Here is a 25,513-nt window from a genome sequence, read left to right on the forward strand (position 1 = left end):
GGTATTTGTCTGGAAAGTTGATTATCACGTAGCAATGCCTTTTATACCTAATCAGCGCACAACGGTAATTGCGCCTGAGATGACAGGCATATTGCGCACTTCGAGGCGATAGTAATAAACACCGTCGGGAAGTCCTTCGGCATTCCAATCGTTGCGGTATTGGCTTGTTTCGAATACAGTGCGTCCCCACCTGTCCATGACTCGCAGCAGATGCCCTTCGTATTTGTCCAAATGCTCTACTACCCAGGTGTCGTTAATGCCGTCGCCGTTGGGTGAGATGACTTGCTGCTTCGGTCGGATAGTGATGTCTATGGGTTCTACCACAATAGTAATGGATGCGCTTGCCTCACAACCTTTAGCAGTGCGGATGCGGACAGTATAGGTGGTCGTCTGTGTGGGCTTGGCGATTGGGTTAGCTATATTGGTAGCACTTAGGCCAATCGCAGGCGACCACTCGTAGCTGATGCCGCCTGTTGCTTGGAGTTGCGCTTGCTCAAATTGGTTAATTGTGGTTTGGTTGGCTGTAATTTGCGCAATCGCTGCCGGAGCTTGCGGCACAACAACAGTTGCAGTTTTGCGACAGCCTTCTGCGCTGCGAATTTGTACCTGATAGCTGCCTGCCGCCAGTGCGCCAAAGTGAAAATGTTGTGTCCAGTCGGTGCCGTTCAAGCTGTAGAACAGGGATTGCTGCGACAGACTTTCAATCTGAAAAAATCCGTCTGCATTTTCCCGACAGGTTGGTGCTTGTATCCGTACGATGCGATAGCGAATAGGTTCTGCAAAGCGAACATCGGTTGAGGCGCTTTCCGAACGGCATCCATTGGTACTGATAGTCAGGCTATAACGTCCCTGCATATTGAGGTTATAGGGAATATCTATCGCCGATGTGCGCGCTGTGAAACCATTAGGCCCGCGCCATTCATAGTCTGCATTTGCTATTTCAGGTGCGGCAAGGCGAATACTGCCGCCTTCGCAAATATCGCCACTCTGTATAATAGTAGGTCGGGCAGGTATCGGTTGTACGGTAAGATCAATTTGGGCAGTATTGCTGCGGCAGTTGTTGGCAATGACTGTCAGACGGTAGCTGCCCGAACGCTCGACAGTTAGTACCTGACCGCTGCCAATTAACTCACCTTGCTCGTTATGCCATTGATAAACAGCATTAGGGACAAAGCGGGCTGTAACAGTGCCGCGCCCGCAAAACAGCAGCGGCTGCTCGTCAATAAACTCAGCCACAGGGATAGGATGAACTGTTACTGCTACAGGGGCGGATGTAACACTACAACCATTCCTACGGGCGATCAGGCGATATATGCCGCTTTGCGTAACGTTAAGTTCCGTACCTTCGCCTACTGCTACCGCATCGCGTTGCCATTCATAAGTGGTTTCAGGTTCGGCTTCGGTGCGTAGCAAACCCGCTCCGCAAAAAATGCGTTCGGTCGTACTGATAACAGCACGCGGTCTTGGCAATACTGTAACTGTAATAGCTGTTCGGGGGCTTTCAAGATTTTGAAAAACTGTTGCCAGAAAGAAAGTTGTTGTTGTATCGGCGCGTACTACGGCCACCTCGCCGCTTCGATTGGTTTGAAACGCTGTTCCGCCATTAGCTACTCTATACCATCGGAAACTGATGCGGTTTCCTTGGGCAGGCAACTGTATCTGCACCTCGCCTGCGCCGCATAAGATGAGGTCAGCTATGCGCTGCGGTGCGGTTGGCGGCGTTGGAATCTGAATGGTAGCCGATACAACATCGGGTTGCCCGGCTGCCATCGCAACAATCCGATACTCGTACAAAGTAGCGGGATCTGTTTGCCCGTCGGTGTAGCTTCGGTCTGTACCGGGCAAATTGGCGATGCTGCGGAAGGGCTGGTTACTGCCTGCCACTCTTCGCTCGATGCGGAAACCCGAAGGCGTTCCCTGTCTGATTTGCCAGCTAAGTACAGGGCTGCTGCCTGCGTTATAGCTGAAGGTCGCGATGGGTTGTGAAACAGCAACTATTGGCGCGGGGCTAACAGCGCCACCTCCTGCAACGGGAGGCGTAGGACTAGGTGCGTTTACGTTGCCCCTGATTGTAAAATTGAAAGGGTTTTCGTCGCTGTCATTGTTGGCGAATGAAATGCTGCCGCTAAATGAGCCTAATGCGGTTGCAGCGAGTTTTATTTCAAAAGTTGCGCTATTGCCTGCCGAGAGTGTTCCTGTAGGAAAAGCACCAACTAACTCAAAGCCGATGGGCAGCGCTGCCAGCGTACCGATCGTCAGGTCAGCTGTCCCTATATTGCGTATTGTGAAAGTTCGGCTGATGGGCGTACCTCGAAGTGTATTGCCAAAGTTGACATTGCCCGTGTTGTTGGGAATATTGGTTGTACCTGTAAGTACCTGTATTTCAGGAGCAGGCGCTATTGTAACTGTTCCGCTGCAATCTACCCCTGTGCCATTGTCCCAGCCGACTGCCGATGCACAGACAGCCGTTGTCAGATTGGGAGTCAGAATGAGCGTATAGTCAAATGGCGAATTTCCTGTGCCTGTTTGCGTCATGGCGGTTCGGTCGGTGCGGCGCGGCGAAAACCAAGAGTCGGCACGCACAACTAAATTGCCGCTACTGTTCACCGTAATATCTCTGACTTGTAAAGAATTGGTACGATCAGTACTTGTACGGGCGGTAATGAAAGTTCCTTGCCCTGCAATGCCCTCACCGGTTGCCCTATCAATTTTGAGAATAACGGCAACTTTGGGACCGCCACCCCCTCCGGGAGAGGCATCGGTATAAGTTTTGAGCCAGCCACTGCCTGTAAATCGGCGAAAATCTTCAGCAATCGTACCTTGCGTTCCATCCGTAGAAAATACGGCATACAAATCTGTGCCTGACCAAAAAAGTCCATAGCCGCGTCCGTCAGCACCTGTGGTTTCGTAGTCTTCGCGGCACCAGTCCAATACTCCTCCAGTAAACTTTGCCATGATAGGGTTTTGGTTGATGGAAGTTACCTGCCTTGTGCCGATGTAGTAGGTAGAGCCTGCAATGGTGAGGCGGGCTGCACCTGTGGCTGCAATGGCAGCTTCACTCATCCCACAGTTGAACATTGGCGCGCCGCTCGTTACGATAGATGCGGGCAGTGCAGGCGGCAGAGGCAAACCTCCAAATTCTACCGCTCCTGCGTCAGGATTGCCCGAACGGGCTGCGCCTGTTTGGTCGGTAGTAGGTGCGCCACTTATTACCCCTGCATTAATGGCAGGGCTGCCCGCTTGCAGGCTCATCGTAGGGGCAAAGCCTCCGTTATTGGCTAAGGCATTGAGCAAAGGGTTAGCGATGGTTACTGTGGTACTTACATTCCGATTGTTCGGGTCGTTGTTTGCCTTATCAGGGAACTGAATGTTACCACCCAAATCCGTAAAATGCTCGCTTGCTTGTTGTCGTATGTTCCAAGTGTTTCCGCCATTGCCTGCGGTATTTTGAAAGAAGATATTGTTTCTAATTCTGACTGAAGCGGGTCCTGCAATGGCGCCACCTACCCAGCCGGCGTAGTTGTTGGCAAAGGTACAGTTGGTAATAGTAACCGTAGAGCTACCCACATTGAAGAAGGCAAGCGCACCACCATTAGCAGCTGTTCCCCCTGCCGCTGTTGTGGTCAGCAGGGCGCGATTGTTGAAAAACGTACAGTTAGTAATTTCCGTATCTGCCCAGTCTATACGTACAGCACCTGCCACAACCCCTGCTCTGTTGTTGGAAAAGGTAGTGTTGCGCAGTACAAAGCCGCGATTTCTTTCATTGTTCATGTGCTGGATTGCGCCGCCTGAACCGCCTGAACCGCCGCCTGTGAGCGCGCTGACCTCATTGTCGTTGAAATAGCAGTCTTCTATGAGTACATCATCACTCGCATCGGTATAAAGGTAGCAAGCCCCGCCTTCGCCTCTGGCACGGTTGCCTTCAAAGCGGCAGCGGCGGATAACAATGCTTCCCAAAAGCGTTGTGGGTGTGGCAGGGCTGGCGCGATCGGTATAAATAGCCGCCCCAAAGCCACGCAAAAAGGGATTGGGCTTGCCTGTGTCATAGAAAGCAGCAGTCGTATTGTTATCTGTGAAGTTACAATCTTCTATAAGCAGCCCGGCATTGAGTCCGTTGATCCCTGCACCGTTGATTCCTCGATTGTTGATGAATTCACAGTTACGTATCGTGTGCGCATGTGGCCCCCAGAGCATGACTGTCGAGCCGCGTTCGTCGTTTAAGGCAATAGATACATTATTTTCAAACCGACAGTTGCGGATAGTAGCGCGTCCTTCAAAATGACTGAAAACAGCGCTGCCACCTCTGTGCGCGTTGTTATTTTCGAAGATGCAGTTTTCAATAGTCATAATGCCCTGATGTTCCGAGCGTATGCCTGCGCCAAACTCAGTATGAAAACCGTTGATAATCCGCAGGTTGCGCAAGGTGAGCGAAGTCGGATTGACCGAAGTGGAGCGCAGCAAAAATACACGCACCGCGTTGTTGCCGCTTATGGTCAGGTTAGCAGCTGCCCCTCCGTCAATGGTTAGGTTTTTTCCTACGGGAATTTCTAAAGTGGAGGCAAGCGTAATGGTTTGATTTGCAAGACTTGGCGCAAAGGTGATCGTCTGCCCTGAGGTGGCACAGGCTATCGCCTCGCGGAGGGTATTGGGGCCTGTATCTGCGGCGCTGCTGACGACTAAGCTACAGCGAAATAAACCTTTCGGCAAATTTTTACCATCGTTGTCCCCGTAGCAACGGGAAGGATTGTAGCTAAGTGCTACAAGTATTGCCAACAACGACAATACGCATCGAAAGTGTTGCATAAATCAGATTGTGCTTTATTAGGGTTGCAGCGATATACTTGCTTTATTTAACGATAAACATAGCAAATTATTGCGTCTAATCATGCATTTTGAAAATATTTTTTTGCACTTATCTGTGTTTTCTTTTTACAACTGTGCCAGATTGAATCGTACTTGAAAGCCAAATGCTGTATTGGTTCGGCGGAACGAGTTGGACACCAGCGGATTATTAATCTGACGATCGAAGTAGAGTTGTGCGCTCACCTGCTGATTGACTACATAGTTGATCGTCGGGCGCAGTTGCAGGTTGTAATTGCCCATGGTGGCAATGCTTTCCTGCAAATTGTCTTGAATCAGGCGTTGGAGGGTGCGCGTATCGCGAATGGTGAACGACATGCGGAAAGTCAGGTCATTTTTCAGCACTGTGTAGCCGCCATCAATTTTGAACGGTATCCGCAGGTTAGCCTTTGTAAAGCCCACATCTACTGTAATATCATCATTCCGCATTTCGCTGATTTGTGCGTTGTTGAGTGTCATGCCAAGCGTGCGGCGCTTGTTGTAGTTCACCGTAATGGTCATATTTTTATTAGTGCGCATCGTTAAGCCCACCAGCGGCGCAAAATTCTCATCAATCGTTACCTGATTCAGGACGAAAATTGGCACAATCGCCTGCGTAACAGGGTCTATGATCGGAAAAGGCAGGGCGTGTTCGCGAACATCTAAACGGAGAAACTCCGGCCCGTACAGCAGCGAGGAGGTAAAGTTGCCAACATTATAGTCGTTTTTGTAGCTGTGTTTGATCTGGATCTGGCGGAAGTACTGCTTAAAGAATTCTAATTGAGTCAGACCGGTATAGGTCAGCTGCCAGTTGGGGAGCGGCATACGCGGGAAAGCCGACAGCGGCTGATTATTCGCGTCTCTGCCCGTGTAAGCAGCCAAAAATGCCGGAACAAGTACATCTTGACTGTTTAGATTGAAATTAGCGCCGGGCACCTCTGTCTCCAAACGGCGGCGGATCACTTCGCGATTGCTGATGAAATCATCGAATAAAGGCGATTGATTAGCCGAATTATCGCGGCGAAAGGCTGTCCGCAGTGTATTGAAGCTAATGTTATACTGCCCGCTGCGCATTGGTGACTGCGATTCGTGCGCCCCCAGCGCTGTATTGAATCGGAATACTTCGCTGTAATTACCTGTCGTGATTTTGCGCCAATCCATGCGCAAGTCGAAATCGCGGGTAGGGGAGATATTGGCAATAATGTTCAGGTTAGTATTGCGCCCCTGCATGAATGAGTTGTTTTGCAGCGGACTGATAGAAAGCGCATTATTTTGTGCGAGTCTGTCCTTAATACCAATATCTTGGCTGCCAAATACGAATCCCCAGCCCGGATTGTTAAAATCTCTGTCCATGCCGAGGAAGCGCGGCACAGTAAGTACGCCCGGAATCATCGTGTTGCGCGTAGCATCGTAATTTACCTGCACGTTCTGTACCGATGTAAGCAGGCGTGCGATAGTTGCCGGAGCGCCCGTCGGCTTCAGTGGTTCCGATTTTTTGATACCCTGCTTGGCTTCTACTGCTGCTATTTTGGCTTGCAGTCGCTTAATTCGGGCATCAATTTTGGCTAAGCGCTTCTCTAATCGCGCCGAGTCAATCGGCTTTACTTTGGCTGCCTGTTTTAGCAAACGGATGCTATCTTTTACCCGCATTGCTTCTGTAGGATTCATTTTGAGTTTCAAACGCTCAATTTTTCTACGGAAACGATCAATGCGTTTGGCATAGCGCACCGAGTCGAACAGAATTTCAAGAATGCTGCCTTCGTAGCGGTCTATCTTAGACTGGTAGCGCATTTGACGCGGTGAAAGCTCGATGGGAAGTTGCCCGCCCATTGCTACTCTGTCATCGGTTTTTGTACCTGTAAGCGCGTCTTTTCGCCTACTGTTGCGGTCTATGCGCGCCTGCAAACGCCGTTTTCTGGCTTCGCCCCAAGGTTCGGTTTGTGCAGGCTGCCCTTGCCTGTTGGGGCTGAGCAGCGCTTTTAGAATCCTACTTTTGTTATATAGCGTCCGCATGTTCATTTGCCCCGAAATGCGCATACCGTTGTTGTTTTGCATGGTATTGCCCAACGTATCGGCTATACCCACAGCTCCTGCCGTCCATGTGTAGCCTGCCTGATAGCGGGCGTTGGCGCTCAGCCAGTCTGTGGCGGGGAACATCTTAAAGGGTACTTCGTATTGCACTCCGACCGTTTGTACATAGTTTCTCATGCGCCCCAAACGGAGGATATTATTAATCACAGAGTCGCGGCGGGTAACATTCCTGCGCGGATCTACCAATTCATTATTGATCTCGCCAATAGGTTCGTCTATGATGGTAAAAGCCTGTGCGTTGTAGTCCATACCCAGCGATTTTGTCAGACTCCAGCGCAAGTTGTAGGCGCGGTTAAAGGTGAAAGCCTTCTCGAATAGTGGGGCTACGCCAAATGTATTGAGTTCTGCATTGCGCAACTGCGTTTTGATGAATCGCCTGTCTATATCGCCTGTTACGGTGATGCTTGCAGGCATCGGATTGATGTTGAAATCTTTCAAGAATTTGAGATAAGGCGCATCGAGAAAAACCACATTTTTGAACGGCTCGAAAGGCGAAGGCGACGGGTTATTGAAATTGTATTGCAGCCCGACTTTAGTAAAGCGTTCGATGTACTCGGCTTTCAGAATATTGGTGTTCAACGCGTCTGCATAAGCTACGTTGAGCGCAAGGTTCTCCACGTCCCAAAGGTTGGTTTTTGCGCCTTGTCGCATTTTGGTTTTACGCACATTGGTAAAGTTGATGCTGCGACGCACCATGTCGTCGCGTACGAGGTTGCGCAGCCCGATCTCTCCTGCGTTAGGGCGCGTTGCCAGCGCAAGCTCCAGCGGCATATCAGGATCTAAGGGATTGAAATAAGGTGTCATCAGGCGACGTTCGTAGCTGACGAACATAGGCAGGTTTAAACCGATCCGCTCCAATCCGAATTTGTGCAGTTGAATGGTTGAGGCAATGTCGTATTCCATCGAATGCTCGCGGGTGCGGTCGGAAATCCTGTCTTGTATTCCACCAAAAAACGGCGAAGAGTATCGAATCGAGGCATTCAGCACAGCCAGATCGGCAAGTGTTGCATTCAGACGTGCCTGTGCAGCCCATCCCGGACGGCGGTTGAAGCCCGTAACGCGCAGTTCATTGACCCAGATACAGGCAGACTGCGGTCGTCCGTCAGCAGTTTCGGGGTTGCGAATGCCAATCATAATGGTTTGCACGTTGCTTAGGTCGGGGTTGCCGACAATAGTAACCTGAAAGCGTCCGATTTGCGTAATGTAGGGCAGCCGCACCGATAAACCCAGTCGGTTGCGTTCGGCTTTGGCTTTTACCAACTCCATTACCCCGATATCGAGGCTGTTTTCTTCCGGCCAGATACCTTCTGCTGTAACAGTCCCCAAGGGGGTAACTTGCGAAGGCATTTGTATTTCGTAATAGTTTTCTTTAAAATCCGTGCCGAAGCGGACAAAAACGTTGATGTCGTTGTCATTCAGCGGGATAAAGCGGTTAAACGGACTTACATGGACGAACATTTTGATGCGTTCGTAGTTTACCATGTCCACAATGTAATTCTTGAACACGGCTCTTGCATCGCGGTCGGCGAGGTTGTCTACGCACAAACGCAGCGACTGCTCGTTGAGACGCGCCTGTGTATTGCTGGCAAAGTCCAGATCGCGGACAAAACCCGGAGGCAGTACATAAGGCGTGCGTCCCGACTCGGTTTTTTCAGGACCGTTTTCCTCTGCATTGACCGATGAGATAGTGAAAGTGGTGCGGGTCAGCTCGCGTGGTACTTGTAGTCCGGGCTGCTCTAAACTTTCCAGAAAAGGCCGCCACTGCGCACCTACCAATTGGAAATGTGCCATCCGAAGTACTACGGGCTGCTCCCAGTCGGTCATATAAACACGAATAAAGCGGATAGACTTAAAATCGTTGATCCCCCCTACAGCACGTGTGAAATCGCGGATAGGAATACGGAACAAATACCATGTTACGGTTTCCTCGCAACTGGTGCGCGAAGAAGTTACAACCCTATCTACTACGTAGGGATTGCTGCCTAATCGGCCCGGACGCAGGTCTATTTCGTATTCGTAATAAGCGTCAATATCGTTGAGGGTATTATCGCGGTTAAGATCTTCATTATCAGGCAGAAAACTATTCGATTCTGTGCCTGCGCCCTCGGGCGAGTTGCCGTCCATGCCATTGAAAAAACGATAGCGATCAAATATTTTCAGGTCTTGTGCGGTGGCTTCTTCCGAAAGATAGAATGAGAAATTGTCTGCCGAAGGGTCGCGCTCGATTGCTGCGAAGGCAGCGCCGCTTACCCGCCCACGCACCTGGTTGAGGTAGTCGCGGAAAAATTGTCGCTCACCCTCGTCGTTAAGCCCGTCCATACCTACATCCTGACGCAATCTTGCACCCGGTTCGGCGGCAAAGGCATTGGTCAAATAGGGTTTGCGGGTAACAATCCCCCAGTCTGTGCGGACTGTGTCGCGGTCGGTGTCGGTGGTTGGTAAGCCATTTTCAAAGCCATGCCGCCCGTCGGGAATGTAATCTTCCGAAATGTTACCCAGATTCAGGAACAGTTTGCCGCCCGTTGTATTGTTGGTGGCTACGTTGCGTCCGTTGATATTGCGCACGATTTGTCCATTTTGTCCGCTAATGAAGGGATCAAGCATCCAGAACTCGATGTACTGAATGTTGATATTATCAAAATCAATGTCATGTATGATGCCTTTGGTAATAGCGCCAAAGTTTTGGCGCGGGTTGGGTAAGCGTCCCTCAGGTGTAAGGTTAGGATTGTAGTTGTACATACCTCGCTCGTCGGGATAAAAGGCCAGATCCATCGTTAGTTCAGGGTTATTGAGCATCTGCGGATCGCGGCCTCTGAAAATTTCGTCAAAAGCAATCGGACGTACATAGTGATTACATCTGTCCTGTTGGGTGATGTTGGCGGGCGGTGCTTGTCCAAGTCCTCGATTGAAAAATACAGTATTATCAACCGTGTACCAAGCCAAGCGCGCACGGCGATAAGCATACTCTAAGGGATTGCCGGGTGTTGCCGGGCGAAACTGGTTGGGCGTACTGCCTAATGCCCAAGTTTGGGGCTGTCTTCCCAGTTCATAAGGCACTTCAGCCCCCTCAAAGTCGTCAATGAAGGCTGTTCCGCCATTTGCACCAATAAGTTGGTTGGCACCGGGGATAATCTGCGCAAAATCGCCGCTGAAAGCAATTGTGGATGGGGCTTTGGTGCTGACAAGCGGTAGTTTGTCTATCATGCGCGTCAGCCAGCGGCTTTCCTTGCGGTAGTTTAAGCCCATACCCCACAGCGTATTGCGGGTCGGTTCTGCACCGATGCTCACACGCGTAATATTCGGGCGCTCGTTCATGTGCATCAGCGTTGTATGAATGCGGAAATCGTTGCTGAAGCGGTATTCCAGATCTGTACCAACAAGGTTGCGGGTTTGGAAATTGAACAGATCCTGCCGTTCATACTGGATTACAATCTCTTTGCCCGAACTCAGGATGCCTGTGTTGGTGATACGCACCATACCCATTTGATAATCAACGGTATAGTCAATACCTTCCATGAGCATTGTACCGCCGGCGCGGATTTGCACCGATTGCGGCGCAATGTTGATGCCGTTCAGGCGGATTTCGCTGGAACTCGCCGATTGGAAACTTCCTTTAATGAAAAACTTGCTCTTGTTTGTGAGCAGCATCGCGTCCATCCGCGTACCGCGATAAAGTTCATTAAAGACGTATTGATTGATTAGCTGTTGTTCGACCTGTGGAATAAACTGCCGTTCCAGATGCGATCCGAAGGGTTCCAGTACAGGGAAGATGATCCGCCCGTTGCGCGAATCTACAGTAATGCCTTCAATAAAATCCATGTTGCCATCGGGTTGCGGATCGTTGTTTTGGTTAAGTAAGTCCAGCCGCATGACCTGTACCAGCGGAACATCGCGCAGATTAGCACCTTCCAACAGGCTCGGGTTGTCAATCCCCGTAGCGTCGTCGCGATAGACAATGCGCAACTGGAAATTGTTGCGCTCCAGTTGTTGGGTTTGCAGGGAATAAATATTTTTCATCATCAGATCCCACGAAGGAATGTCTTTCCGAATGGTGGAAGGGCGCAGCATCTTCATCAGGATGATGTCGTTGTTAGGGCGATCTTGGTAGTTTTCCGTCAGTTCGCCTACGCGATAAACCTGCCCGTTGAATGTATATTCAAACGACACTGCCAAGACTTCATCGTTGCGCAGCGGAGTAACCAAGGATATGTAGCCTAAGTTAGGGTGGAGCACGTACTCGTTGGGTTGCAGGCGACGCGCACCGCGCAGCAATTCGTAGTCTGTACCTCTGACGAGTCCGTATTGGCGCTCCATTACATCGCGAAGCCGATCCGGGTCGCGCACAGCAGGGTTGGCCTCCAAATTGGCAAACAGGCGATTAGCATTGTTGTCAGAAGGCCCGCGCCCTGTTGCAGGAGCAATATTAGGATTGTCGGGTCGGAAGGGTTCACCCTCGCCTAAGTCCAGCATTGCAACCACGTTGCGCAGCGTTTGTGTGTTGTTGTTGCGGTTGGTTACATAGATTTCTACGCGAGTTACTACTACCCCCGATGTAATAACGGGAATAGTTCGCAGGGAAGGCTCGTAGTTATGGCGGAAAAATTGTCCCAGAAAAAAATGTCGGTTTTCGTCGTAGCTATCGGCGCGGATTTCAAAGGGGCGAACCTGCGCTCCGCCGCGAATACGCATTGTTTCTACTGTCCCGCGCGATTGTGAGGCGATGGCATTGATCCATAATTTACCGAAACGCAGGCGGGTTTTGACGCCGAAGAGGTTCTGAGCACCTGTAATCAGACCATTGCTAACTGGCATACTGACGTTGCCTACGTTTACCTCTTGGATGATGTCTTCTTCCTGTGCCGTGTAACCTGTCAGGAAGGTATTCTCAAATTGAAAAGAGCTTTTCGTGTCCCAGTTGAAGTTCAGGTTGAGCTTAGTTCCAATTTTTCCGACCAAGTTGAGTTGAATTTGTTGGTCAAAAAATAAACCTCCGTTGCGTTGTTGTCGTAATAGAATCTGAGGGTTTTCTATTCGTTGCCATTTGCCGCCCAAATCGAGTAAAATTGTGCCATTCGGCTGGATATCTATGTTGCTGCCCCCAAAAAGGCGATCGGCCAGCGGGGGGAGTTTAATCAAAGGAACCAAGCGCCCCGATTTAACAGGATCTGATCCATCGGCAGCGCGAGAGAGCGTTCGGTAATAATTGCGCGAAAGTTCGGCAGCCCGCGCCCGTTCAAGTTCGCTGAAAGGTGTTCTGGCTGGTATTCGATAGTTGAAGTTGCCGAGTTGCTGTCGAAGATTGTAAAACTGCCCGCTTGAGTCCAATTCTATCTTAGGACTGATAGAAGGGCCTAAGAGGGGCGAAGTGCGCTGGCGATAGGGCGTAAAAAAGCCTGAGTAGCGCTCTATTTCCCGATCGCGGAGCGAAAAAGGTTGTGTAGCTGCTCTTCTGTCAATACCGCTGCCCAAGCGCGTAGTATCCGGCTCGTCAAAGTCAGTAGTATCCGGCGCTATTGCCATGTCAGCAGCCGGATTAGCAGGTCTTGTTTGAGCTGGTCGGTTAGTTGGGTTGCGTTCTGGATTTCCCTGTGCATGTACTTCTGATATCCAAATTGTTGCACAGAGCAATAACAAGTAATATATACCTGCAAAAGAACTATTTTTAAGCATTATCCCCTGATTATTGCGCCAATCGGGTAAAGTTTCGTCATAGGCGAATTGTAACTTTATGCAAAGTAAGCAAAAAAGACATGGACTTTACAAATGAAAGGAATAATCAGCGTTTCAAGATTCTAATACGTGGCGCAAAATTTCACTTGCCTTTTTGGGATCAATTTTAACCGCGGAAGCCTTCATTACCTCTCCCATGAACATGCCGATCAGGTTTTTCTTGCCTTTTTTATAGGCGGCAACCTCGTTGGGAAACCTTGCTACTACATCTTCAATAAGCGGTAGTAGCGTATCTGTACGGCTGTCGTGTATCAGATTCAGGCGACGGGCAGTTTCCTCAGCTTGTGCTTCGGGCTGCCCGGTCAGCGCGGTAAACAATTCTTTGGAAGCGACCGAAAAGCTGACCGAACCTCGCTCAACCAGTTCTGTTATATCTGCCAGCTGTTTGGCTGTCAGCGGTATTATGTTACTTCCGTTATCATTCTGATAAGACTTGACAGGCCCCATCAGCCAGTTAGAGACAGCTTTGTAGTGCTTAGTAAGGTGGCAAACTTCCTCAAAAAACTGTGCCAGTTCACGCTCTTCTGTCAGTACAGTTGCGTCGTATTCGGGCAGTTGGTACACTTTGCGGAATTTTTCGATCAATTGCTCGGGCAGTTCAGGCATCTGTGCACGAATGCGGGCGAGTTGTTCTTCGGTTATCACAAATGGCGCTAAGTCCGGCTCGGGAAAGTAGCGGTAGTCATTGAGTTCTTCTTTGTTGCGCATAGCAAAAGTACGACCACTATTAACATCGAACAGGCGCGTTTCTGAGGTAACTTTTTCGCCATTTTCTAATAAAGTTACCTGACGGACAAATTCATGCTCGATGGCGCGTTGTACGTTGCGCATCGAGTTCATGTTCTTTATTTCCACTTTTTGCCCCAGTTGGGGATTGCCTTTTTTACGGACAGAGACGTTGGCATCGCAGCGCATTGAGCCTTCCTCCATGTTGCCGTCGCAAATGCCAAGATAGCGCATCAAGCGGCGCACTAGATTCAGGTAGGCGACAGCTTCTTCTGCGCGGCGAATATCTGGTTCGGTTACAATTTCGATCAGAGGCGTACCTGCGCGGTTCAGATCAATTAGCGAATAGGCAGCATCGGCAGGATGGATTGATTTGCCCGCATCTTCCTCTAAGTGGATGCGATTGAGGCGAATACGCTTTACCCAATATTCTTTGCTGTTGCCTTGGCGGGCTTTTACGTCTAAGTAGCCACCTTTGCAAATGGGAGTTTTGTCTTGTGTAATTTGAAAGCCTTTGGGCAAATCGGGGTAGAAATAGTTTTTGCGATCGAAGATGTTGTACCGAGAAATTTCACAATGGCAGGCTAATCCCATTTTGATTGCCATTTCGACTACGGCTTGGTTCAGCATGGGCAGCGTACCCGGATGTCCGAGCGTGATTGCGCTTACATTCGTGTTGGGCGCATCTCCAAAGCGATTGGCATCTGCTGCAAAAATCTTACTTGCTGCGCTCAACTGCGCATGCACTTCCAATCCGACGACCAACTCGTATTGGGATAACGTGGTTTCCGAAACTGTTCTCATAATGCTTGTGCCTGCGAATTTAAGGAAAAACCTATCAGATTTGTCCTCTAAATTCTTCTGATCCTCTAAAAATGTATATAGTAATATAAAGGTACACGTGAAAGACTATCCGACATAGTGTTCAAAACCGCCTTGAACAAGCATTCTGTGAGTGATTTACTACTAAATATTTGCCTGATGCTGAATGTTTCTTTGTAAAAAACGACTGTTGGGCATGAAAACATACAAGCTCAGCAACAAACCCGCTCTTAAAAGACTATACGCGCTCGGTATTTTTGTCGTTAATCAATAAAATATATAACTATTCTAAGGTTGTATGAAAAACTCTCTACTGCTTTTACTGTTACTTGGATTTTGTCGCCTGCTTGCGTTTGCTGAGGGGACACCCCAGATGCGACCAACATATGCCGATGGAGGTTTTCTGCACCTGTTAGATCCCAATACAACAAATAATTTTGCTGCTTACGGTGCTACAGACGAGCGGCGCATCTATTTCCGCATCAGGAATACAAATGAGCGTGTGTATATAGGCTTTGGTCGCTATAAAACTACCAATATGGGTAATAATGCTAATATAAGCCCGCCCAACGAGGCACTGCCTTTGCCTGCTGCAGCCAATGCACCTGCGCGCGAGTTGCGTTTTCGGATTTTAGATCCTACAGGAGCGGTTGTCTTGCCAGAGCAGGCTGTTCCTGTAAGTGGTGTAGGCTTCATTGGTGAAGAGAATCTGGCTGCTTACAACCGCTGCGTGGCCGGGCCAGCGCAGTTAGTAGGTGCGGGAGGTTATCATGCGCTGATGTTTACTCCTAATATGACAGGCGATTTTCGCATTGAGTTCGAAACATATGACATAGCTACCAATACAGTTGTTGCCCCTGCAGGCGCTCGTAAAGCCTTATTACAGTTATTTGATCTGACGGTTGCTACTGGGGTAGGAGGTTTTACTGTTACGCAAACAGGCGGGGATGTGAATACAGGTGTAGTTACCTCTGTAGCAGGCGGGGTAACTGCTACTGCTATCCCCGGTCGTCTCTGGTCGCGGGCTTGGTGTTGGAACACAGGCGATGGCAACGTACCTTACAATGGACGCGCCTATCCCTACTCCGATGACGGCGTAGTAACAGAGATCAACTTCAATGGGATGCGTCCTTTTGGTTTTGTGGTGAGCTGCAACCGCGATGGTATTGCTACCCTGCCCGCTGCTCCTGCCAATAATTTTATTGTCAATAGGCGTTCGCGTTGGGGGCTGAACGCTCCTGTGGCGCTTCATTCGCCGTTGTATCGCATTTTTCTGCAAGATCCAGACGTAAACGAGTTTCCTAACGGTACAATCGGTTGCTTATTTACTGCTTCGGTAGTGCAGTGCGATCAGAACTCGCCTTATTGCATCAACGTAGTGGCGCAGGCTAATGGCGAGGTAGAGGTTATCATAGACCTGCACCCGAGTATTCCCGATGGTGTATTCACACCCGGTACAAGAGATGTACGCCTGACTACACAGTTCAATGCGCCCGGGGCACCTGAAACCAAGTGTGTTGCGTGGGATGGTTTAGACGGCTTAGGCGTACAGGTACCCGATGGCGATATTTCTATCATCGTCAATTTTCAGGCAGGCAGAACTAATTTACCGATCTACGATATTGAAGATCATCCCAATGGCTTTGTGGTGCGATTGGTACGCCCGCTGACAAATGCCTGTGGCAATCCTGTAGCGCCTCCGCGTTTGTATTGGGACGATACCAACGGCACGCTCAATATGCCAACGGGAACAGCCTTAGACGGGCATATCAATCTGGCAGGCTGTACGTCTTCGCCCGTTCCACCTGCTTATCCTGCGCCTATTCCGGCGGGTACTATCGGCTGCCACCGATTTACAGGCAGAGGCGCCAACGGCAACTCTGAAACCATTAATACTTGGTGGTATGTAGCCGAAGATAAGATAACCATTCCATTTTTTAACGACAATTCGTTGTTTGATATATCAGGACTCTTTCCTGGTGCAGACCCTTGCGTGTTTACCAATGGGGAGTTCATGGATGTAAATATAGTTTACAGTGATGCTAAATTCTCGTTACCTGCGCTGTCTTTTACAATTACGCCTACTTTGCCAAACTACAGTTTTGCCAATCCGATAACTGATACTCCGGTTGTCGCTAATGCGGCGGCAAATGCTCCTAACGGCCCTCAGGTAGTAGGAAATATCCTTCTGGGTGGCACACCAGCCAAGCGACAGGTTACATTGCGCTACAAAGTCGTTACCTCTGGAACGCTTAACGATATGGGCTACAATTTCACTGTTTCGACCAATGCCTGCGGCAGCGCACAAAGCAGCACGGCCAGTATACTCTGTAGCGAGTTGATGCCCGTAGAGTTGGCAGACTTCAGGGGCGTTAATAAAGGCAGGGTTAATCTCATCAGTTGGACAACCGCGTCAGAGAGAGATAACAAAGGCTTCGGATTAGAACGCAGCCCCGACGGCGTTGTTTTCAGAGAAATTGCCTTCATAGCCGGAGCAGGTAATAGCAACCGCTTACAACGGTATGGCTATGAAGACGTGTTGGAAGTACCACAAACATTTTACTACCGCCTGCGACAAGTCGATTACGACGGTACGGCCAGCTACTCCAAAATGATTGCCATTACTGTCAATGCAACAGACACCCGTCTGACAGAAATTTATCACGATGGCAGCAGCGCCGAAATTGCTATTCGGACAAATTTTGATAAACCAGACAACGCTTTCGTTACTATTTATTCGCTGACAGGGGCTGTGGTCAGCCATCAGTCGCTGGAAATTCCTATCGGCAACCACATACAACGTCTTGCGCTTCCACGAGCAGCCAAAGGAGTTTATGTCGTAGAAGTACGTACTTCAGGCGGCATATCTAAGCGTCATAAGATAGTGTACTAAAAGAATCCGAAAAAATTGTGGCGAAGTATTGCAAGATAAAGATCACTGCCCTACCTTTGTGCCACAATTAAGGAACGCACCGTTCGTCTAGGGGTTAGGACGTATCCCTTTCACGGATAAAACACGGGTTCGATTCCCGTACGGTGTACGAAAGCTACTACTCATTTTGTAGTAGCTTTTTATTTGCCCGCCAGTAAAAATATTGTCTTCTTACCAACGGATGCGCTAAATAGTTTGTAATTTTACAGTAATCTAATCCTTTGGTAAATTTGATGTCAATCGGCTTACATTACTTTCTTTTCTAAATCTTCACCCGATGGAGTTTCTTAGTAATTCATCTACCTTCTACCACATCATTACCGATCTGGAAGGCAGATATGTTTATGTAAATGATTATTTCATGCGCAAGTTCGGATTTGTAGAAAAAGACCTGCTTGGCAGTGACTTTGCCAATTCGGTGCATCCCGAAGATGTAGAGCGTTGCAATCAGGTTGCCTATGAAATTATAATGAACCCTGATAAGGTCATCCCGATTGATGTGCGTAAGCCAAATAAAAACGGCGATTTTTTCTGGACAGCATGGGAGTTTTCGATGGCAAAAGATCTGGAAGATAAACCTATCGGTATCCGTTGCATAGGTTTTGATATTACCTCCGCACAAAAAGCCCGTAAAGATCTGGAAAATTATACCCAGAAACTTCAAAAATTAATGATGTTGGAAGATCATAAAAAAGAAAGTATCAAAGGATATTTATCGCAGTTGCCCGCTGAAGTGAAAGACGCATTGATCGGTATTTTCGGCTTGCTACAGGTATTTAACTTCGATGATTATCAGGATGATTTCAATAAAGTAGTAATCGAGCGCATGGTCGAATACAGCGAAGTACTGGATAAATTGATTTTTGAATAAACCCCAACTGCGAGCAAAGTTTGATTGGATTGCTTGCAAATAAAAAGCGATCCCTTTAACTTTGCGCACCCAAAAGCAATCGGCTATTGAAACCGCTTAAGTTATATGACATAGATATTCTTGCGCTCAAGGAAAAAACGCATCGCTATGAATACAAAATAGACGAAGCGTTTTTTCAATTATTCGAAGGCGGAATATTGAGTCAGGGCGGCTGCATGGTGGTGTTAGATTTGGAAAAATCTTCGGGTGTATTAACGCTTAATTTTACCATTACAGGAACGCTGGAGCTTACTTGCGATCGCACGCTTGAACTTTTCACCGAGCCGATAGAGGTTCACGAGCGCGTATTCTACAAGTTTGGTGAAGAAGACAAAGAACTCGCCGACGATGTGATGGTCATTTCTCATGGAACACCAACCATCAATATTGCGCATCATATCTATGACTTTATCGCACTTTCCGTACCGATGAGGAAACTACATCCCAGTCTGCGTACTGACAGCGCCAATGGGACAGATGATGATGAAGCATTGCTTATTTACTCTTCTCGGACGGACGAGGACAGCGACGAGGAGGAAGCAAACCAACCTTTAGACGAGCGCTGGAAAGCTCTTAGAGACAAATTTAAGAATTTGGAATAAATTTTTGAACGATTTAATCATTAGTAGTCATGGCACATCCCAAGCGAAAAATATCCAAAACCCGTCGCGATAAAAGAAGAACACACGACAAATTGACACCGAAGCAAACAACAGTTTGCCAGACGACAGGTGTTGAGCACCTGCCACATCGCGCGTATTTCTTTGAAGGCAATATGTATTACAACGGCAAACTGGTTGCAGTTAAAGAAGCCGCAGAGGCTGCCGAAAACGAGCAGTAGTTTTTCTAATGAAGATAATTGCCTGAAAAATTTACACCTGAAGGAGAAGTGATTGCGCTTCTCCTTTTTATATTGCAAAACATTTTTTATCAACCAAACCGTATGGCAGCGATTCGCGCAAGTATTACCGGCGTAGGCGGCTACGTACCCGATGGCGTTCTGACAAATAAAGATCTAGAGTTGATGGTAGAAACCAACGACGAATGGATCGTAAGCCGCACTGGTATTCGTGAAAGACACATCTTGGAAAAAGGCAAAGGCTCTTCATTCATGGCCATAAAAGCCATAGAACGCCTGATGGAAATGCGCCCCACCGATCCTCTGGAAATTGATGCGATTGTCTGTTGCACAACTACCCCCGACTACATATTTCCTGCAACTGCCAACCTGATTGGTGCAGCAATTGGAGCTGCCAATTCCTTTGGTTTCGATCTACAAGCAGCCTGCTCCGGGTTTCTCTACGGATTGACCGTAGGGGCACAAATGATCGAATCGGGCAGGTATAAAAAAGTCCTCTTGGTCGGTGTAGATGCAATGTCGTCTATCATTAACTACGAAGATCGCACGACTTGTATTATTTTTGGCGATGGGGCAGGGGCAGTATTCTTAGAGCCGGATACTTCAGGCAATGGATTTATAGATGCCTACCTGCGATCCGATGGCAACGGTGCCGAGTTCCTGCACATGAAGGCAGGGGGCAGTCGCCGTCCTGCTTCGGCTGAAACCGTAGCTAATAAAGAACACTTCGTATATCAGCAAGGGGCAACGGTATTCAAATTTGCCGTAACCAAAATGGCAGAAGCTGTTGAAATTCTGATGCAGAAAAATAATCTCAACAGCCAAGACATTGCCTATCTTGTTCCGCATCAGGCAAACAAGCGCATTATTGATGCAACTGCCGAACGCGCAGGTCTGCCGCCTGAAAAAGTAATGCTAAATATTGATCGCTACGGCAACACAACCAATGGCACGTTGCCACTTTGTCTGTGGGACTATCGCCAGCAACTCAAAAAAGGCGATAATCTGATTTTTGCAGCCTTTGGTGGAGGGTTCACTTGGGGCGCAGTTTATTTGAAGTGGGGCATATAAGTACAAGGCGCAGGTAAGGTAAAAGTGAAAAACCTTTCACTTTCCAGTTTAAACGCATAATTTAGTCCCCCCAAAATTAGGGTGATGTTATCTTTTATCTTATGGACGCAAAAGAAATTCAGGAACTCATCAGTTTTATTGCCGGCTCAGGTTTAGATGAGGTCAATATCGAGACTGGCGATTTTAAATTACAGGTCAAGCGTCACTCCGAAGTGAAGGGACTTACCGTAGCAGCCCCTGTTGTAACCCCGCCAGCAATGATCGCAGCGCCTGCGCTTACTCAAGCGCAAACCGTGCTTGCAGAAAGTAAACCTGCTGAGGTGGCTGCACAGCCTGCGGCTGAGTCTTCCAAAAAACTGATCGCTATTAAGTCGCCAATGATTGGTACTTTCTATCGCTCTTCCAAGCCCGACAATCCGCCCTATGTCAACGTAGGTGACGAGGTACGCAAAGGGCAGGTCGTCTGCATTATCGAGGCGATGAAACTGTTCAATGAGATCGAGTCGGAAGTAGAAGGCCGCGTAGTGAAGGTATTGGTTGATAATGCCAATCCGGTAGAATACGATCAGGAGCTATTTCTGATCGAGCCATTTTAAGCGGTAGGATAAACAACACAGGCGCTCTGAAATAAACCTGCACTTTCATGTTCAAGAAAATACTAATTGCAAATCGCGGTGAGATCGCACTGCGTGTGATCCGCACATGCCGCGAAATGGGCATCAAAACCGTAGCAGTGTACTCTACTGCCGATCGCGAAAGCCTGCACGTAAAGTTTGCCGATGAGGCTGTTTGCATCGGGCCGCCCCCCAGCAGAGAGTCTTACCTTAATATCCCGCGCATTATTGCAGCGGCCGAAATTACAAACGCCGATGCCATCCATCCCGGATATGGCTTCCTTTCTGAAAATGCCGAATTTTCAGCAATTTGTGCGGAAACCAACATCAAATTTATCGGGCCAACTCCCGAGATGATTCAGGCAATGGGCGATAAAGCAACTGCTAAGGCTACTATGAAAGCTGCCGGCGTGCCTGTAATCCCCGGCTCTGAAGGTCTGCTGGAAAGCATGGAGGAAGGAATGCGCCTTGCCGCCGAATTCGGCTACCCTGTGATTATCAAGGCAACGGCGGGTGGCGGAGGCAAAGGTATGCGCATTATCTACGACGAATCGGGCTTCGAAAAAGCATGGCACGATGCTAAAATGGAAGCAGGTGCTTCCTTTGGCAACGATGGACTGTACCTTGAAAAATTCGTAGAAGAGCCTCGACATATCGAGATTCAGGTCATAGGAGACCAGACAGGCCGCGTTTGCCACCTTTCTGAACGCGATTGTTCGATCCAGCGCCGCCACCAAAAGCTCGTTGAAGAAACACCTTCGCCGTTCATCACGCAAGAACTGCGCGACCGTATGGGGCAGGCTGCTATTCGCGGGGCAGCATACATCAACTACGAAGGCGCCGGAACAATTGAGTTCCTTGTGGACAAATACGGCAACTTTTATTTTATGGAAATGAACACCCGCATTCAGGTCGAGCACCCGATTACAGAAGAAGTAACCGACTTCGACCTAATTAAAGAACAGATCAAAGTTGCAATGGGTGAACGTATTTCCGGCAGAAATTATTATCCGCAACTACACGCGATGGAGTGCCGCATCAATGCGGAAGATCCTTCACGCGACTTCCGCCCTTCACCCGGCAAAATCACTAACCTGCACCTCCCCGGCGGGCGCGGTGTACGCGTAGATACCCACGTTTACGCAGGCTACGTGATTCCCCCTAACTACGATTCGATGATTGCCAAACTCATTGTATCGGGGCAAACCCGCGAGGAGGTAATTGTGCGCATGAAGCGCGCCCTGCAAGAGTTTGTTATTGAAGGAGTGCAAACAACAATCCCGTTTCATATCAAACTGATGGATGATCCGCAGTTCCGTGCAGGGAACTTTACTACCAAGTTTTTGGAAGGATTTGATCTGAGCAATCTGTAAACTTAGGCATCGGATAAATATAAAAACCCAACAAATCCGATAGTTCGTTGGGTTTTTTATTGTTGTCGGGATTGATTAGGAATTGATAAACGCTTCTTTCATGCTGTTGATTGCCTGATTTAGGAAAGCTGGGATCAGAGTGCTGTAAGTCAGCATAATTTTATCGGGATCGTTGAGGTGTGCAATCATGTCCTCATACTTTTGCAGCCCGTGATTCTTGATCACCTGATCGCGTTTTTCTTCTTGCTGGAAGTAAATGCTCATACCAATCGGATCGGCTTCAGGGTGGAACTGTGTGCCGAAGAACTCATTAGAGATTCTCATTGCCATCACTGCACGTTCCAGATCTACGTGTGGACGCATTTTTTCTAATGACAGAATTTGCGCACCTATTTCGCGCATGCGGTTGAAATTGGGCTGTACGACCTGCCAGTCGCGCGAGTCCACGGCATAAAACGGATCGGGCAGTAGTCCCAAAATGCTGTCATTCATGCCCTCTACGGTCTTATGTACGGGAAATACGCCAAACGAAGTGGAACGACGTTGAGTTACATGCCCCAAATCGAACAAGCGCACTACCATTTGGAACGAGTGGCAGATGAAAAGAACGTGCTTTTTATTTTCTGAATAATTCTGGTTATGACTCCAGAGTTTTTCGATGAGTCCAAAATAGTTTTTTTCCCACTGCTTGCCCTCGCCGTCGTAGGGGCTGCCTGGCCCACCTGTAGAAATGTATAAGTCATACTGCTCCGGATTGGGGAACTCATTGCGATAGCGACACTCAAAAACATCAAAAGCTAACTGTACTCCATCGTTTATGCCGCTCTGTTCGTGAATAATCTGCTTGATACAACGCATCCCCTGATTGGGAAAATTGTCGTACAAATCCAAAATGGCAACTCTTAAAATTGATTGTTCGGTAATGATCCCCATACCTGCAAAAAATTATGTTCAGATTTCTTTGAAAGTTACAAACAAGCAAGTTAAGTAATTTGTTTAATTTGTTCTTGGAATAACTGTAAAACAACTGTTGATTCCTCCTGCGTGTTGGCATTAGTCAAGTCTTGAGGAAAGTCAGATGTTAGTAGATTCACACCGTTGTCAATCAGTGCTTTGCGTGAACATTGAGAGCATATGCTCAAGGACTGTAACAATATAGGATAGGCTTGGGGTTCCCGCCTAGTAACTAAACTCTTCAAAATTGATTTTTACCCCTTCCGCCTCGCTGTATTGGCGCAGCATGTAGGCGATTTCATCGGGATAAAATTCCATCACTACTTTAAAATCCGTAGCGATATTTCAGGGGCTATTGGTTTGCGCATCGTTAGGATTGCGCAGCTTGAATTTCAGCGATTTAATGTCGTGTACGCCTGCCAAAACCACGCTGTGGAAAGTAGGCAAGAAGTGTCTTTGAAGATACTTGTTGCGCAGCGTAGCCAGAAATTGCAGAAAAACATCATAGTTGCTACCGGCATCCACTTCGTCAATCAGTAAAACCAGCTTTTTTGGGGTGCTTTTGCACAATTCAGTAATGCGTTCGGATAGCTTGGAGAAACTTGTCAAAGGTGCAAACGCGGATAACTTGTCGGCGAATGATTCATCTACCAGACGAATTGCGCCGACAAGGTTATGCCAGAATAACTCACTAAAAAAGTCTTCCGATTCATTTGCTCGCTGAGGCAAGCCCTGAAAATCCATTTTGATGGGTAGTTAGTCAGCAGTCTGCCAAAGATGTTTCATCAAGGCAAAAAGCATGGTTGTTTTCCCATACTGTCGCGGGCGGTTGATGACAAAGTAGTTGCCGTATTCCACCATTGCCATGATACTTCGGAAACGGCGACTATCATCCATCATATAGTGATCTTCTGAGAGACAGGTACCCGTGATATTAAAGCGTTTTTTTTCATCCTCGGCTTATCTCAAAACAATGTTTCCTACTGCAAACCTGCAAAGAAGAAGTACATACCGAAAATGTACTGCTGAATAGCGCTCAGGTGGTCGCCGCCTTGGATTTCAACTAATTGCACATCGCTTGCACCGCGCTGACGCATCGCATTGAGGGCATCGCGTGAGTGGAACAGTGGCACTGTCGTATCTGCTGTGCCGTGATAGAGACGCACGGGAGCTTGTGGTCGCCAGTCGTGTACGTCGTTGTCGCGTAGGGCACTGATAAAAGCTGCATCGCTGCGGTTGCGGATACCTGTAGCAAATTCTGTGGTAAACAACTGCTGCGGATTAGGATTGACCGGCGCAAACACGCCGTTTGCCTGCACTGCGCCTGCTGAGGGCTGCGTCAGCATTGCCGTCCACGGGCGGTTGATGCGATAAATGCGGTTGTAGGTATCCAATACCCACAAATAAAGATTGATAGCAGGCTGCGGCTGGTTTGCATTGACCAGAAAATCAGCAAAACCTGTTTTGTTGTAGGCGCCTGCACCGGGAGCGCTTCCTGTAACGCGGAACTCGTTGGCAGCTTCTTCCTCAATTTTTTTGTGCAGCGCCATTGTTGCGCCGCCGCCCTGTGAGTAGCCCGTTAGGAACAGTTTGTCGTTGAGCTGCACATTGTTGGTGCGGCAGTATTCTTTAACGGCGCGGAGCATGTCCAGCGATACCTGCGCCGTGTTTTTGGCGTGTTCGTAGGGGTGCGGAATATTGCGGGAAACGCCGTAGCCCAAATAATCAGGTGCGGAAACGACATAGCCCGCTGAAGCAAGAATAGTCCCAATAGACCATGCCTCGCTCTGGTTGGTATAGTTGGAAGGTGCCTGATTATCATTCGTAATCGTACCGTGGTGATGGCTCAACAGCGCCAGCGGACGGTTTGGGTTGGTCGGGAAAATCAGCGCACCTGATGCCTGCACCTCTTGTCCCTCAGGGGTTCTGGTGCGATACACGATGCGCACGACACGGACATCAAAAACGGTCAAGTTGGCCACCAGCGGTATGCCGGGCAAGCGTGAGGCAATATCTGCCTTGCTAACATTGGCAATAGTAGTGGATTCAACCAGAAACTGCGGGACAATTTCTTCGGTTTTGTTAGTACAGGCATTCAGGAAAATAAGCCCTGCCAGCGAAAGGATGGTCAGCAGACGGCTGAATTTGAGCATGGTGTTCATTTTTTACGCAAAATGGTTTTGATCAGCGTGAAATTAGTTCATTTTGCGGTTAAAACCTTACAAGAGTAGGGGGGGATATTGGCTATGATGCGGGTGATGCTAACTGCGGAAAAGGCGGGCTTAGTAGCACTACCGCTTCCACACGCACAAAAGCCAATAGAAAGCACAAATGTTTAATTTAGCACGTCTGCCCGCCTTGCCACAAATGCAATGTTGTCATTAGTTTTTTGTTTTTTTATAATAGAGTTTTTGGAATTTAACATACTGGTAATCAATTACTTGAGTATTTCAATTTGTAATTATGTAAGCCTGCACTTAGTTGAAAATTCTCAAGTATTTGCTCTCTTTGCTGAAAGCGGCTCCTGATTTGATTGATAAAAAAGTGCTTACAGCCGGCTAAGGCATTTTCTACACGAACTCTAAAACCTGA

Annotated in this window: 14 protein-coding genes and 1 tRNA gene; 8 read left to right on the plus strand and 7 right to left on the minus strand. The window is 48.4% G+C overall.

Going from position 1 to position 25,513, the window contains the following annotated elements; translation table 11 throughout:
* Positions 1-51: 51 nt before the first annotated feature.
* The 3 genes from ACWIP2_RS07205 to gatB all read right to left on the minus strand — a co-directional run bounded on the left by ACWIP2_RS07205 (position 52) and on the right by gatB (position 14,190).
* Positions 52-4,803 carry an Ig-like domain-containing protein gene (locus ACWIP2_RS07205; protein ID WP_448519240.1) on the minus strand — a complete coding sequence of 1,584 codons (4,752 nt, stop codon included), beginning with the start codon at positions 4,801-4,803 and terminating at the stop codon, positions 52-54.
* 126 nt (positions 4,804-4,929) lie between these two features.
* Positions 4,930-12,450 carry a T9SS outer membrane translocon Sov/SprA gene (gene sov / locus ACWIP2_RS07210; protein ID WP_448519241.1) on the minus strand — a complete coding sequence of 2,507 codons (7,521 nt, stop codon included), beginning with the start codon at positions 12,448-12,450 and terminating at the stop codon, positions 4,930-4,932.
* A 264-nt stretch (positions 12,451-12,714) separates the two neighbouring features.
* Positions 12,715-14,190, minus strand: coding sequence for an Asp-tRNA(Asn)/Glu-tRNA(Gln) amidotransferase subunit GatB (gatB, locus tag ACWIP2_RS07215; protein ID WP_448519242.1), 1,476 nt, complete (start codon positions 14,188-14,190; stop codon positions 12,715-12,717).
* Between the two features lie 391 nt (positions 14,191-14,581).
* Between gatB and ACWIP2_RS07220 the strand changes: the two genes are divergently transcribed.
* The 8 genes from ACWIP2_RS07220 to accC all read left to right on the plus strand — a co-directional run bounded on the left by ACWIP2_RS07220 (position 14,582) and on the right by accC (position 21,967).
* Positions 14,582-17,101, plus strand: a complete 2,520-nt coding sequence (locus tag ACWIP2_RS07220; RefSeq protein WP_448519243.1) for a T9SS type A sorting domain-containing protein — start codon at positions 14,582-14,584, stop codon at positions 17,099-17,101.
* 76 nt (positions 17,102-17,177) lie between these two features.
* Positions 17,178-17,249, plus strand: a tRNA-Glu gene (locus ACWIP2_RS07225).
* A 168-nt stretch (positions 17,250-17,417) separates the two neighbouring features.
* Complete coding sequence (locus tag ACWIP2_RS07230) at positions 17,418-18,011, plus strand: PAS domain S-box protein (RefSeq protein ID WP_448519244.1); 594 nt, start codon at positions 17,418-17,420, stop codon at positions 18,009-18,011.
* Positions 18,012-18,097: 86 nt separating this feature from the next.
* Entirely contained in the window at positions 18,098-18,652 is a 555-nt protein-coding gene (locus ACWIP2_RS07235; protein ID WP_448519245.1) for a YceD family protein, read from the plus strand.
* A 29-nt stretch (positions 18,653-18,681) separates the two neighbouring features.
* The gene (gene rpmF / locus ACWIP2_RS07240; RefSeq protein WP_448519246.1) at positions 18,682-18,891 is read left to right on the plus strand and encodes a 50S ribosomal protein L32; all 210 of its coding nucleotides are present in this window, start codon (positions 18,682-18,684) and stop codon (positions 18,889-18,891) included.
* A gap of 102 nt (positions 18,892-18,993) precedes the next feature.
* Positions 18,994-19,980, plus strand: a complete 987-nt coding sequence (locus tag ACWIP2_RS07245; protein ID WP_448519247.1) for a beta-ketoacyl-ACP synthase III — start codon at positions 18,994-18,996, stop codon at positions 19,978-19,980.
* 101 nt (positions 19,981-20,081) lie between these two features.
* The gene (gene accB, locus ACWIP2_RS07250; RefSeq protein ID WP_448519248.1) at positions 20,082-20,576 is read left to right on the plus strand and encodes an acetyl-CoA carboxylase biotin carboxyl carrier protein; all 495 of its coding nucleotides are present in this window, start codon (positions 20,082-20,084) and stop codon (positions 20,574-20,576) included.
* Positions 20,577-20,623: 47 nt separating this feature from the next.
* Positions 20,624-21,967 (plus strand): acetyl-CoA carboxylase biotin carboxylase subunit, encoded by a 1,344-nt coding sequence (gene accC / locus ACWIP2_RS07255; RefSeq protein ID WP_448519249.1) that lies wholly within the window; start codon positions 20,624-20,626, stop codon positions 21,965-21,967.
* 75 nt (positions 21,968-22,042) lie between these two features.
* Here accC and ACWIP2_RS07260 read toward each other — a convergent pair whose 3' ends face one another.
* The 4 genes from ACWIP2_RS07260 to ACWIP2_RS07275 form a co-directional block, all read right to left on the minus strand.
* A complete protein-coding gene (locus ACWIP2_RS07260) occupies positions 22,043-22,900 on the minus strand; it encodes a type 1 glutamine amidotransferase (RefSeq protein WP_448519250.1) in 858 nt (285 codons plus the stop codon).
* A 366-nt stretch (positions 22,901-23,266) separates the two neighbouring features.
* Positions 23,267-23,665 (minus strand): hypothetical protein, encoded by a 399-nt coding sequence (locus ACWIP2_RS07265; RefSeq protein ID WP_448519251.1) that lies wholly within the window; start codon positions 23,663-23,665, stop codon positions 23,267-23,269.
* 12 nt (positions 23,666-23,677) lie between these two features.
* Positions 23,678-23,821, minus strand: coding sequence for a hypothetical protein (locus ACWIP2_RS07270; protein WP_448519252.1), 144 nt, complete (start codon positions 23,819-23,821; stop codon positions 23,678-23,680).
* Between the two features lie 80 nt (positions 23,822-23,901).
* The gene (locus ACWIP2_RS07275) at positions 23,902-25,083 is read right to left on the minus strand and encodes an alpha/beta fold hydrolase (RefSeq protein ID WP_448519253.1); all 1,182 of its coding nucleotides are present in this window, start codon (positions 25,081-25,083) and stop codon (positions 23,902-23,904) included.
* Positions 25,084-25,513: the final 430 nt, after the last annotated feature.

Source organism: Rhodoflexus sp., from assembly GCF_053489755.1.

What these genes read in the sequence shown, in the direction of transcription:
- ACWIP2_RS07205 (WP_448519240.1), bottom strand. Translation starts at nt 4,803, where the DNA reads ATGCAACACTTTCGATGCGTATTGTCGTTGTTGGCAATACTTGTAGCA.
- ACWIP2_RS07260 (WP_448519250.1), bottom strand. Translation starts at nt 22,900, where the DNA reads ATGGGGATCATTACCGAACAATCAATTTTAAGAGTTGCCATTTTGGAT.
- accB (WP_448519248.1), top strand. Translation starts at nt 20,082, where the DNA reads ATGGACGCAAAAGAAATTCAGGAACTCATCAGTTTTATTGCCGGCTCA.
- ACWIP2_RS07220 (WP_448519243.1), top strand. Translation starts at nt 14,582, where the DNA reads ATGCGACCAACATATGCCGATGGAGGTTTTCTGCACCTGTTAGATCCC.
- gatB (WP_448519242.1), bottom strand. Translation starts at nt 14,190, where the DNA reads ATGAGAACAGTTTCGGAAACCACGTTATCCCAATACGAGTTGGTCGTC.
- rpmF (WP_448519246.1), top strand. Translation starts at nt 18,682, where the DNA reads ATGGCACATCCCAAGCGAAAAATATCCAAAACCCGTCGCGATAAAAGA.
- ACWIP2_RS07245 (WP_448519247.1), top strand. Translation starts at nt 18,994, where the DNA reads ATGGCAGCGATTCGCGCAAGTATTACCGGCGTAGGCGGCTACGTACCC.
- sov (WP_448519241.1), bottom strand. Translation starts at nt 12,450, where the DNA reads ATGGCAATAGCGCCGGATACTACTGACTTTGACGAGCCGGATACTACG.
- ACWIP2_RS07270 (WP_448519252.1), bottom strand. Translation starts at nt 23,821, where the DNA reads ATGATGGATGATAGTCGCCGTTTCCGAAGTATCATGGCAATGGTGGAA.
- ACWIP2_RS07230 (WP_448519244.1), top strand. Translation starts at nt 17,418, where the DNA reads ATGGAGTTTCTTAGTAATTCATCTACCTTCTACCACATCATTACCGAT.
- ACWIP2_RS07275 (WP_448519253.1), bottom strand. Translation starts at nt 25,083, where the DNA reads ATGAACACCATGCTCAAATTCAGCCGTCTGCTGACCATCCTTTCGCTG.
- accC (WP_448519249.1), top strand. Translation starts at nt 20,624, where the DNA reads ATGTTCAAGAAAATACTAATTGCAAATCGCGGTGAGATCGCACTGCGT.
- ACWIP2_RS07265 (WP_448519251.1), bottom strand. Translation starts at nt 23,665, where the DNA reads ATGGATTTTCAGGGCTTGCCTCAGCGAGCAAATGAATCGGAAGACTTT.